This is a genomic window from Candidatus Moraniibacteriota bacterium (assembly GCA_026396275.1).
Classification (GTDB): Bacteria; Patescibacteriota; Minisyncoccia; order Moranbacterales; family JAPLXC01; genus JAPLXC01.
The window spans coordinates 1-11,641 of sequence record JAPLXC010000001.1 but is presented as its reverse complement, the minus strand read 5'-3'; the positions used below and the strand labels follow the sequence as shown (position 1 = coordinate 11,641).

Below are 11,641 nucleotides of genomic sequence, written 5' to 3'. Positions count from 1 at the left end.
CCCCGCCCGCCTGACTTGTCTGGTGACCCCGGTAGGAGTTGAACCTACGGCCTTCAGCTCCGGAAGCTGACGCTCTATCCAGCTGAGCTACAAGGACATATTCACGGCTTATCGACCTCTCGAACAGCCTGCTTTAAAATTTTGTTTTCTCTTCCAAATTTAAAATTTCCCTGAAAATTTTTTCCGGAAAGCAACAGCGGCAGCCAGTAAGGATCATCCGGCCACATATGCTCATAGGGAATCGCGTCAATAGAAAACCATTGCGGCTTCATTTCTTCGGTTTCAATCGGTTTTCCTTCAAACCTGGAGATTCTAAACACATGCACTTATAAAATTTCCGGGTTGCCCTCGAATTCAAAATTCAATATTCCATGCTTTTCGAGACTCTCCGGCACAATGCCGACTTCTTCTTTTATTTCCCGCATCGCGGTTTCCTCAATCGACTCACCGGAATGTACTTTTCCTCCAAATCCATTCCAGTAACCTTTTCCGAATCCTCTTTTTTTCATGCCTAAAAGTATCTGATCGCCTTGATGAACTACACACAATGTTAGGATCTTTTTTAGCGTTTCCATTTAATTATTCTTAACCTTTCCATTAAAAATGCTTGCTGTTACGCCATACTGTTTAGCATACTCTTAATGCTCTAATTTTTCCACTCTAACTCCGACGAGGCGGATGAGTTTGCGGCGAGGGTTTTCCCGGTGATCAAGAAAAGGCATCAGGAGCTTGATGGCTTCGAATTTTAGCTTGGAAAGAGAATTTGTCGGTTCGGCCAGGGTATGCGAACGGGATTTGGTTTCAAAGTCGGAAAATCTTATAGTTACCACAACCGTCCTAAACTTCTGAAATCCTTCACGCGGCAAATTTTTCAGCACGCTTTTGCATATCTTCTCCAGTTTTCCGATGACAAAAGAAGAATTAAGCGTATCCTGATTAAAAGTTTCCTGCTCTCCGATTGATTTTGTTTCCCACTCTTCTTCAATGGGTGACTCATCATGGCCGCGGGCTCTTTCATACATTTCATTACCCCATTTGCCAAAAAGATCGTGAATCTTTGCTCGGGGAAGCTTTCGCAAATTTCTTATGGTTTTTACGCTTATTTTAGCCAAAATTTGCTCGGCTTTGGGGCCGATTCCGGGAATTTTTCGAACCGAAAGCGGAGCAAGTAATTTTTCAATTTCTTTTTCGTTTATCACGGTGAGTCCGTCCGGCTTCTTGAAGTCCGAAGCAATTTTAGCTATTAACTTATTGGACCCAATGCCAATGGAAGCGGTTAATTTTTCTTTTTTCCTGATTTCATTTTTGATTTTTTGCGCGATCGCTCTGGCTTTAGGATAGGTTTTAACAAAACTTAAATCAAGGTAGGCCTCATCAATGCTTGACTGCTCAACATGAGAAGAATATTCACGTATTATCTCCATAATTCGATCAGAAACTTCGCCATAGCGGTGAAAATCAACCGGCAAAAAAACTGCTTCGGGTTTTCCCTCTCGTTTGGCTTTTTGCGAAAAGCGCCAGGCGGTGGAAATGGGAAGAGCCGAAAGAATGCCATACTCGCGAGCCTTGTAATTGGCGGTGGAAACCACTCCGCGTCCTTTGCCTTCTTTAGGATCAGCTCCTACAACAATAGGAAGTCTGCGTAGCCGCGGATGATCGCGTTCCTCAATCGCCGCGAAAAAAGCGTCCATATCCAGATGAGCAATGATGCGTTTCATAAGTTTTTCCTGAAGTTGAACTTTAGGATAGAGTGTGGACTGTACCGGATTCGAACCGGTGGCCTCTACAACTTGCCCCGCACCAAAATCTCTTTTGGAGACACCGGGAATTGAACCCGGAATTGGGCAACTTGCCCCGCACCAATTATTGCAGTGGACTCAGCGAGAATCGAACTCGCGTCTCCGCAATGCGAATGCGATGTATTGCCACTATACTATGAGCCCTTAAAATTGGTGCGGGGTGAAAATGCCCTGTTATACCGTTTAACTATGTCCCCGTTTTTGGTGCGGGGTGAAAATGTAGCGCTCTACCAGCTGAGCTAACAGCCCGTTTTCAATATTCGGGTTACTCGGATTCGAACCGAGACTAAATCCTCCTTCACCCGCCTAATTTTTTATTAGTCGGAGTGCTGGGAATTGAACCCAGTCTACCTGCTCCCAAAGCAGGCGTACTACCGGTATACGACACTCCGATAAAATTTCGGCGGGCAAGAAGGACTTTTACCCCTTAGGCTCCGACGTAACGTCGGAGTCCTTCGGGGCGTGCTACCATTACACTATACCCCGTTTCCAGCTAAAACTACTTGTCATCATATCGTGCGAGAGATGCTTAGTCAATAAAAATAGATAATTCAAAATAACAAAATCCCCTTTCTGGGGGGATTTTGTTTCTATCTTTTGGATTCCCGCTTACACGGAAGCGGAGTTTTTACCCGTACGGATAAAAAAATTTTCCTTGATAGATTAAGCCCTATTTAACAGCTTCTTTTAAGGCCTTTCCAGCAGTAAATTTCGGGACGGTCATCGCCGGAATCTGAATTTTCGCCTTGGTTTGAGGATTAATTCCCTCACGAGCGGCACGATTTGAGACCCGGAAAGTTCCAAATCCAGTAAGTGTCACTTTATTACCTTTGCGAATTTCCTCGGTAACTTTTTCGGTGAACGCGTCAATTACTCCCTCTACGTCTTTCTTGGAAAGATCGAGTTTTGTTGCAATTGCGTCTACTAGCGCGTCTTTGTTTACGTTAGCCATAATTTCCACCTTCCTCTCTAGCTTGCCCGCCATAGTCCTAATGAAGGCGGGCTTGATTTAATAGTTGCATTTAACTTTAACTATTCTACTTTTTTCCCACAAATAAAGCAAATGTAGTTATACACACCGTAAAATGAAATTTTTAAAGAAAATTTCATCACGCTGTAGCCACATGGTTCCGCAAAGCGGAACTTTACGTGGCACACCAAAATTCTACCGGGCGAATTCCACCGCTCTTGTCTCCCGCAGAATATTTACCTTTATTTCCCCCGGATATTTTAATTCCTGCTCAATCTTATCGGCTATTTGACGGGCTAATTTCAGGGATCCCAAATCATCAATTTCCTCCGGCCTTACGAAAACCCTGATTTCTCTACCGGCCTGAATGGCATAGGATTTTTCTACCCCCGGAAAGGAATTAGCCACTGCTTCCAGTTCTTCCAAGCGCTTAAGATAATTTTCCAAAGTATCCTTCCTGGCGCCTGGACGGCTGGCTGAAATGGCGTCAGCCGCGGCGACAATAAACGCTTCTTGGGTCTCAAAAGGATATTCCTCGTGATGGGGCCGAATGGCGTCAATCACTTCTTGAGAAATGCTGAACTTGGCCAGAATCTTAATCCCGATGTCAACGTGCGTTCCCTGCACCTCATGATCAACCGCTTTTCCTATATCATGAAGCAGTCCGGCCTTCTTAGCCACTGCCACGTCCGCTCCCAGTTCCGCCGCCAAAGCTCCGGATAGATGAGCTACTTCCAATGAATGAAGGAGCACGTTTTGTCCGTAACTGGTCCGGTAACGCAACCGTCCTAAAAGATAGATGAGTTTTGAATCCAGTCCGGCAATTCCCGCGTCATAAGCGGCTGCCTCGCCGGCTTCTTTGATTTTATTGTCAATCTCTTTTCTGGCAAATTCAATGGTTTCCTCAATTCGGGCTGGATGAATTCTTCCATCCACTACCAATTTTTCCAGCGCGATCTTGGCGATCTCGCGTCTTACCGGATCAAAACCGGAAATAACAACCGCTTCCGGAACATCATCAATTATTATTTCCACTCCGGTAAGGCGTTCAAGTGTCTTGATATTTCTTCCTTCCCGCCCGATAATTCTTCCTTTTATTTCATCTGAAGGAATAGCTACGGTCGTAGTCATTATTTCGGAAGCGTGCGATCCGGCATATTTCTGAATGACCTGCGTCATAATGTTGCGCGCTCTTTTTTCCAGTTCTTCTTTCCCTTCTTTTTCCATCTTGGCAATCCTTTGTGCCAAAATTTCCCTTTCTTCTTCCTCAGTCAGTTGAAGAAGTATTTTTTTGGCCTGATCTTTGGAAAGCCCGGCAATTTTCTCCAAGCGCTTCAGTTCTTTGCTGCGGGCCTCATCGGCTTCCTGGCGGATTCTTCTGATTTCCTCCGCCTTCTGCTCCAAAATTTTCCTTCCGCGATCCAGCTCGTCAATCTTACTGTCTAAAAGTCCTTCTCTTTTTTCCAGCCGCTGCTCCAGACGAAGAATTTGATCTTCGCGCTCTTTTTCCTTTTTTTTGGCCTCTTCTAAAATCTCTACCGCCCGATTTTTCGCGTCCAATGTCAACTCCTGCGCCTTTTGTTGCGCCTCTTCAAGCATCTTGTTAATTTTTCCCTCCGCCGTTGTAAGCTGCTTTTTAGCAATCGTCTGGCGGGCAAGATATCCCAGAAGTGAGCCAATGGCCAGCGTCACAATACCGATAGCTACGTAAACCAAACTTGTTTCCATAATTTTGAAATCTCTTCAATTGATAAGCCAAACGCCAAAAATAGCGACTGGCAGAAACATCGCGATAAAAAATTATTTTTCCATTTTCCATACACGACCAATGCATATTATTTTACATCCGCTTACCAAATGAACGATTGAAATAAACATTTATTATTACTCTTGTTATGATATATCAGCGGGCAATTTTTGTCAAAGTAGGATATTTGTGATAATATGGGAAAAGTATAGAAATTTTTTTATTGCAAAAACAAATTTTATGTACAAGCCAGTAGTTCTGGTTGTGCTGGACGGTTGGGGCATAAGCAGTAATACTCAAGGGAACACCATTAGAAAAGCCCAACTTCCCACGATTGAAAAATTGAATAAATTCTATCCTTCGATGACTCTTCAGGCCTCAGGAATTTCCGTCGGTCTTCCCTGGGGAGAATCAGGAAACAGCGAAGTAGGCCATATGGCTTTAGGAGCAGGCAAAATTATCTATCAGAATTTGCCCCGCATTACTTTGTCCATCCAGGACGGCACTTTCTTCAAAAACGAAGTGCTACTTACGGCGATGAGAAGCGCAAAAGAACAAGGCAGTTCTTTTCACTTGATGGGACTAATTGGCGACGGTTCGGTTCATTCCCACCGAGAGCATCTTTACGCGTTATTGGAAATGGCAAAAGCGCAGAATCTGGAAAAAGTTTTTATCCATATCTTTACTGACGGCCGGGATTCTCCCCCCAATGCCGCAACAAAAACCATCAAGGAGCTTCAAGACAAGATACGGCTTTACGGCATAGGAAAAATCGCCACTCTCTGCGGCCGGAACTGGGCACTAGACAGAAATAATAACTGGGACAGAATAGAGAAGGCCTATCGCCTGCTTACCGAAGGAAAAGGAGAATTGGTATCGGACCCTTTTAAGCATCTTCAGGATTCCTATGCCAAAGAAATTACCGACGAATACGTGGAGCCAGCGGTAATAACAGAAAATGGAAAACCTGTGGCATTAGTAGAGGATAATGATTCTCTTGTTTTTTTCAATTTCCGGGGTGACCGATCCAGAGAATTAACTAAGGTCTTTGTTCTTCCCGGCTTTGAGAAATTTAAAAGGGAAAAAATGCTCAAACTGGAATTTGTAACGATGACTGAATACGAAAAAGATCTCCCTGTTGGTGTTGCTTTTCCTCCTGAGCAAATTAGAAACGGCCTAGGAGAGGTTTTAAGCAAGCACAAGGTGAGGCAGTTGCGTCTCGCTGAAACGGAAAAATACGCTCACGTTACCTACTTTTTTAACGGCGGAAAAGAAGAACCCTGGCCAGGAGAAGACAGGATTCTGGTTCCCTCCCCAATTGTCTCAAAATTCGACGAAACGCCGGAAATGAGCGCTCCCCAAGTCACGGAAAAAGCCATTGCCTTCATTGATTCAGGAAAATACGGCTTTATCTTAATTAACTATGCCAATCCCGATATGGTCGGACATACCGGCAATGAAGAGGCCTGTGTAGAGGCGGTCCAGGCAGTTGATAAAAGTTTGTCTCTCCTGATCCCGTCAGTGCTTAAGACGGGAGGATGCCTTCTTGTCACCTCGGATCACGGAAACGTCGAGGAAATAAGAAACTTCCAAACCGGGCAAGTTGACACGGAACATTCCTCTAATCCGGTTCCTCTCTGGTTCATTACCTCTGATAACCATCGACAAAAGAGAGCGGAAGAAATTGTGAGGGGGCAAACTGAAGTGGGGGGGCTGCTAAGCGATATTACCCCGACAATTCTGGATATTATGAAAATTGAAAAGCCGAAGGAAATGAACGGAGAGAGTTTATTGCCGATACTGAAATAGAATTACGATTTGGGATTTAAGATTTAAGAAAAAATCGCCGGTTTAAATCGGCGATTTAAAATATTCTTAATTCCTAAATCTTAAATCTTATTTTATAATCTTATCCACTATCTTGTAATCAAGTGCTTCCTCGGCGCTCATGAAGTAGTCGCGTTCGGTGTCACGCACTATTTTTTCCAGCTTCTGACTGGTGTGTTTGGCCAGTATTTTATTGAGCCGGTCTTTAATTTTGATAATGTGGCGGGCGTGAATGTCAACATCTGTCGCTTGTCCCTGGGCTCCTCCCATCACCTGATGAATTAACACTTCGCTGTTAGGAAGTATCAGTCGTTTTCCTTTTTTTCCCGCTGCTAAAAGCAGTGCCGCGCCGGAGGCCGCCATCCCCACGCAGATCGTCTGAATGTCAGCGCGAACGTATTGCATCGTGTCGTAAATGGCAAGAGCCGAGGTTACCGCTCCGCCCGGAGAGTTGATATAAACCTTTATGTCCTCTTTGGGATTTTGGGAATCCAGGAAAAGGAGTTGGGCGATTACTGAATTGGCTACAATGTCATCAATGGGACTGCCGATGAAAATAATGCGATCACGGAGCAAGCGCGAGTAAATGTCATAAGCCCGCTCGCCGTAATTGGTTTTTTCAATCACTGTGGGGATAAGAAACTGGTTGGTTATTTTTTGCATAAATTCATTCTTTACTAATTATGAATTTCTTACTAATATACGAATGCTTTCATTAAAATATTAGTATATTCGTACCTGATTAGTAATTCGTAAAGATTACAGACTCTCTAAATATTTAAACGCTTCTTCATTAATTAAAACACCCTTCGTATAATTATACAACTTTTCCAGCTCAATATTCTTTTCTATATTTTTGACATTTTTGTAGTATTGCATGGTCTTGTTCATTTCCTCCTCAATTTTTTCAGCCGGCACTTCAATTTCCCTGATTTTAGCGATTTTTTCAAGTACCAAAGATGCTTTCACTCTTTTTTCTGCTTGCGGCTGCCATTCTTTCTCAAGATCGTCCACACTTTTCTTGAGCTTGTTCAAATAATCATTAAGTTTCATGCCCATGCCTTCGATTTGAAAAGAAAATTCCTGGATCATTTTGTGAAGCTCACTATGCACCAAAATCTCCGGCAGATTAATTTCCGATTTTTCAACCAGCTTATCAACAATATCCGCCCGCCTTTTTTCTACCAAGTGTTTTTCCTTTTCCAGTTTCATTCCATCGCTAACGTTTTTTTTGAGTGCGGATAGATTTTCAAACTTACCAAGTGATTTGGCAAAATCATCATTCACTTCCGGAACCTGGCGTTTCTGCACTAAGTTTACTTTCACTTTGAAAGTTACTGGCTTTCCAGCAAGTGTCTTTTCATGATAATTTTCTGGAAAATTAAGCTCAAATTCTTTTTCCTCATTTTCCTTCATGTCAATGATGTTATCTTCAAACCCTGGAATAAAAACATCTTTGCCCAGTACCAGCGGATGATTTTTGCTCGTTCCGTTTTCAATGGGAACGTTGTCACGCAAAACCTGAAAATCTAAAATGACGCTGTCTCCATATTTGGCTTCGCGGTTAACTGTTACTAATTTCACGCGCGAATTAGCCAAATGTTCCAGTTCATGATCTATTTCTTTATCTTCTACTTTTGTTTCCTTATTTTTATACTCTTTGTTAATTTTAGAAATGTCGTTCTTATAATCAGCGATTTTTACTTCCGGCATTACTGCCGTTGTCACTTTATATTCCAGATCATTCCCTTCAGCAATTTTAGTAATTTGCGCGCGCGGCTTCCCGATAACATCGAGTTTATTATCCGCCACGATTTTCGGATAATCTTTTTCAATCGCCATCCCCGCTGCTTCTTCAAGAATATTATGTTTTCCAATCCGTTCTTCCACCATATTCTTCGGCGCTTTGCCCGGCCGAAAACCGGAGATTTTAATGTCCTTGCTCATCTTCTCATACGCCCGGTCCAAAAATTTCTGCCACTCGGACCAAGGGATTGAATTTTTAATCTCTATTTCTGATTTTGCCAGTTTTTTAATTTCCATATAGAATTCCCGCGAATTACGAATCAATTACAAATATACGAATTTCAGATATTAACTATTCTCAGAAAATTTACGCCTTTGGAGGTAAAATTAGCAATTATTGCCAGTTTCAAGCCAGTAGCTTTTAAATATCCTTTAACCTGTTCAATGTTCTTTTTGGAAAAATAGTTACCCTTCTTGATTTCAACAACAACCTTATCCTCGATTAATAGATCAAGATAATATCTGCCTATTTCTTTTCCTCTAAATGATATCTTAAAAGGCACCTGACTCTTGTATTTTATTTTTTCCTCGGAAAGACGCTGTTCAATGGCTTTTTGATAATATTTTTCTTGAAAGCCATAACCTAACTCATTATATGCGCAGAATAAAACACCGACTATCTTGTAGCTTAATTCTTTATGAATTACTTTATCGCTACACACGATTCTTTTCATTTATTTGTATATTCGTAAAAGATTCGTAATTCGCGGGTTTTTACTTAATTTATATTATCAACCCTGCTATTAATAGCGCCACGATATTGATAATCTTTATCATTGGATTAATAGCTGGGCCAGCCGTGTCTTTGTAGGGGTCGCCCACTGTGTCTCCGGTAACAGCCGCTTGATGGGCGAATGATCCTTTTCCGCCGTAATTTCCTTCTTCAATGAATTTCTTGGCGTTATCCCAGGCCCCTCCGCCGCTCGTCATAGAAATAGCGACAAACAATCCGGTAATAATCGAGCCGACCAAAAGTCCGCCCAAGGCCTGCGGGCCGAGAATGAAACCGACTAAAATTGGAGCCAGAACCGGAATGAGGGCCGGCACAATCATTTCCTTGATCGCCGCGCGAGTCACAATATCCACGATTGAGGCATAATCGGGTTTCGCAGTACCTTCCATTATGCCTTTTATTTCCCTGAATTGCCTTCGCACTTCTTCAACTACCGCGCCAGCCGCTTTAGAAACCGCTCGCATGGAAATAGAACCGAAAAGATAAGGAAGCATCCCGCCGATAAATAACCCGATTAGAACTTTTACATTGCTCAAGTCAAAAGCCACGCCCTGCCCTCCCTGAACAGTTAATTCTTCAGTATAAGAAGCAAATAATACTATCGCCGCCAGCCCCGCTGAAGCAATAGCGTAACCCTTGGTCACCGCTTTAGTCGTGTTTCCCACTGCATCTAGCGCGTCGGTTATTTTTCTCGTATCTTCCCCTAGACCCGACATCTCGGCGATTCCCCCGGCATTGTCGGTGATCGGCCCGAAAGAATCAATGGCGACGATTATTCCCGCCATTGAAAGCATGCTCATCGCTGCCACCGCAACGCCATAAATTCCCGCCAGCCAGAACGATCCGAATATTCCTGCAACAATTAAAATGACCGGCAGGGCCGTCGCTTCCATCGACATAGCCAGTCCCATAATGATATTTGTGCCGTGTCCTGTCTTTGAAGCTTTGGCAATAGCTTGTACAGGGCGGAATTTTTTGGAAGTATAGTACTCGGTGATTGCCACCATTCCGGCGGTGACAATTATGCCAATGACGGAAGCGAGATATAAGTTCTGCCAGTTATATAAATTGTTAGCCGACATCAGGGATTTTGTCACTGGATAAAATAAAGCCAGCGCGATTATGGAAGAAGCTGTCAGGCCTTTATAAAGCGCTCCCATAATATTTTTACTATTGCCAAGCCGCACAAAATATATTCCTAAAATTGAAGCGACGATTGAAACGGCGCCGATTGCCAGCGGATACAAAACCGCGTTTCCGAAACTCACGAAAGTTAAAGATCCCAAAATCATCGCCGCGATGGCTGTCACTGCATAGGTTTCAAAAAGGTCGGCCGCCATTCCCGCACAATCGCCGACGTTATCGCCGACATTGTCGGCAATCACCGCCGGGTTACGGGGATCGTCTTCCGGGATTCCGGCTTCCACTTTTCCCACTAAATCCGCCCCGACATCAGCCGCTTTGGTATAAATTCCTCCACCAAGGCGGGCAAAAACAGAAATCAAGCTCCCGCCAAATCCCACTCCGATGAGAGCTTTAATATCACCGGTAACTAAATAAAAAACAGTCACTACCAGAAGTCCCAAGCCAACTACCAGAAGTCCGGTGACTGCTCCGCCCTTGAAAGCAACATCAAGCGCTTGAGGCAAACCTTTTTTAGCAGCTTCCGCCGTTCTCACATTCGCCCGCACTGCCACATACATTCCAATGTATCCAGCTGCAGCTGAAGCAATAGCGCCGATTAAAAATCCAACCGCAGTAGCTAGTCCCAAAGTGAAATAAAGAATAAGCGCCACGACAATGGACACATAAGCGACAGTTTTATACTGCCGGTTAAGAAACGCTCTAGCGCCTTCTTTAATCGCTTTTGAGATTTCTACCATTTTTCCTTCGCCTTCCGGAAATTTATTTATCTTCCAGGCGAGGTAAAGTGCGAAAGTGATGGCCAGAAGCGCAGCGAGGATTGAGTAGAGTTCGATAGACATAATGCTATAAAATCCAAATTTCAAAGCTCAAATTATTCCAAATCAATTTTAAATGACTAAAACCCGATTTTAAAAATTTTAAATATTTGGATTTTGGATTTGATTTGGAGCACTTTGGATTTTAGATTTTGAAATTAAAAAGTGAACTTAATTTTATTCTTTTTCACTTTCTTTATTTTCTCCGTCCTTCTGTTCTTTAGTTTCTTTGTTTTTCTGTTTTTTAGTTTCTTTGCCTGCCCTGTTGCCCGACGCAACATCGGGCTTTGCGGAGTTGCTCAGTTGCTCAGTTTCTTCGTTTTTTGGTTTCTCAATTTCCGCGTTAGTCTGCGATTTATTGTCCGCACTTGTCTGCGTTGCGTCTGCGCCTTTCAGCATCTCACCAATCATATCAATTCTCCATCCGGTGAGTTTCGCTGCCAAACGCACGTTTTGCCCGCGCTTGCCAATCGCCAGCGACAATTGATCCTCCGGCACCTTCACTGTCGCTTCTTTCTTATCATCGTCAAGCGTTACCGCGAGAACCTTAGCAGGACTAAGGGATGCGGCGATAAATTTCTCCAGATCTTCGTTCCATTCAATAATATCAATTTTTTCCCCTCCCAGCTCGTCAATAACTGCTTGCACCCTTGTTCCTTTTTGGCCCACGCAGGAACCAATCGGATCAACTCCTTCCTCGTTGGAGGCCACAGCAATTTTTGTCCGCGCTCCGGCTTCGCGGGCAACGGCTTTTATTTCTACTGTTCCGGAGAAAATTTCAGGAACTTCTAATTCAAA

At 43.4% G+C, this 11,641-nt stretch carries 11 protein-coding genes and 3 tRNA genes; 1 reads left to right on the top strand and 13 read right to left on the bottom strand.

The genetic code is table 11. The features are described from left to right. Positions 1–20 precede the first annotated feature (20 nt). The 8 genes from NT136_00070 to rny form a co-directional block, all read right to left on the bottom strand. A tRNA-Arg gene (locus NT136_00070) sits at positions 21–97 on the bottom strand. A 4-nt stretch (positions 98–101) separates the two neighbouring features. Beyond that, on the bottom strand, positions 102–320 hold the full coding sequence (locus NT136_00065) for a hypothetical protein (protein MCX6765359.1): 219 nt from the start codon (positions 318–320) through the stop codon (positions 102–104). 6 nt (positions 321–326) lie between these two features. Then, on the bottom strand, positions 327–575 hold the full coding sequence (locus NT136_00060; GenBank protein MCX6765358.1) for an NUDIX domain-containing protein: 249 nt from the start codon (positions 573–575) through the stop codon (positions 327–329). A gap of 63 nt (positions 576–638) precedes the next feature. Beyond that, the gene (dinB, locus tag NT136_00055) at positions 639–1,718 is read right to left on the bottom strand and encodes a DNA polymerase IV (protein MCX6765357.1); all 1,080 of its coding nucleotides are present in this window, start codon (positions 1,716–1,718) and stop codon (positions 639–641) included. Between the two features lie 154 nt (positions 1,719–1,872). Beyond that, positions 1,873–1,943: transfer RNA gene (locus NT136_00050), tRNA-Ala, on the bottom strand. A 177-nt stretch (positions 1,944–2,120) separates the two neighbouring features. Then, positions 2,121–2,191, bottom strand: a tRNA-Pro gene (locus NT136_00045). Positions 2,192–2,469: 278 nt separating this feature from the next. Next, complete coding sequence (locus NT136_00040; GenBank protein MCX6765356.1) at positions 2,470–2,784, bottom strand: HU family DNA-binding protein; 315 nt, start codon at positions 2,782–2,784, stop codon at positions 2,470–2,472. A 180-nt stretch (positions 2,785–2,964) separates the two neighbouring features. Continuing rightward, on the bottom strand, positions 2,965–4,497 hold the full coding sequence (gene rny, locus NT136_00035; GenBank protein MCX6765355.1) for a ribonuclease Y: 1,533 nt from the start codon (positions 4,495–4,497) through the stop codon (positions 2,965–2,967). A 259-nt stretch (positions 4,498–4,756) separates the two neighbouring features. Here rny and gpmI point away from each other — a divergent pair, with 259 nt between their 5' ends. Then, a complete protein-coding gene (gene gpmI / locus NT136_00030) occupies positions 4,757–6,325 on the top strand; it encodes a 2,3-bisphosphoglycerate-independent phosphoglycerate mutase (GenBank protein ID MCX6765354.1) in 1,569 nt (522 codons plus the stop codon). Positions 6,326–6,412: 87 nt separating this feature from the next. Here gpmI and NT136_00025 read toward each other — a convergent pair whose 3' ends face one another. From NT136_00025 to nusA, 5 genes are all read right to left on the bottom strand, one after another. Further along, a complete protein-coding gene (locus tag NT136_00025; protein MCX6765353.1) occupies positions 6,413–7,006 on the bottom strand; it encodes an ATP-dependent Clp protease proteolytic subunit in 594 nt (197 codons plus the stop codon). A 96-nt stretch (positions 7,007–7,102) separates the two neighbouring features. Then, a complete protein-coding gene (gene tig, locus NT136_00020) occupies positions 7,103–8,386 on the bottom strand; it encodes a trigger factor (protein ID MCX6765352.1) in 1,284 nt (427 codons plus the stop codon). Between the two features lie 44 nt (positions 8,387–8,430). Continuing rightward, a complete protein-coding gene (locus NT136_00015; GenBank protein ID MCX6765351.1) occupies positions 8,431–8,823 on the bottom strand; it encodes a GxxExxY protein in 393 nt (130 codons plus the stop codon). Between the two features lie 49 nt (positions 8,824–8,872). Further along, the gene (locus tag NT136_00010) at positions 8,873–10,867 is read right to left on the bottom strand and encodes a sodium-translocating pyrophosphatase (GenBank protein MCX6765350.1); all 1,995 of its coding nucleotides are present in this window, start codon (positions 10,865–10,867) and stop codon (positions 8,873–8,875) included. A 153-nt stretch (positions 10,868–11,020) separates the two neighbouring features. Further along, the coding region (gene nusA, locus NT136_00005) for a transcription termination/antitermination protein NusA (GenBank protein MCX6765349.1) at positions 11,021–11,641 on the bottom strand (621 nt) is incomplete at its 5' end.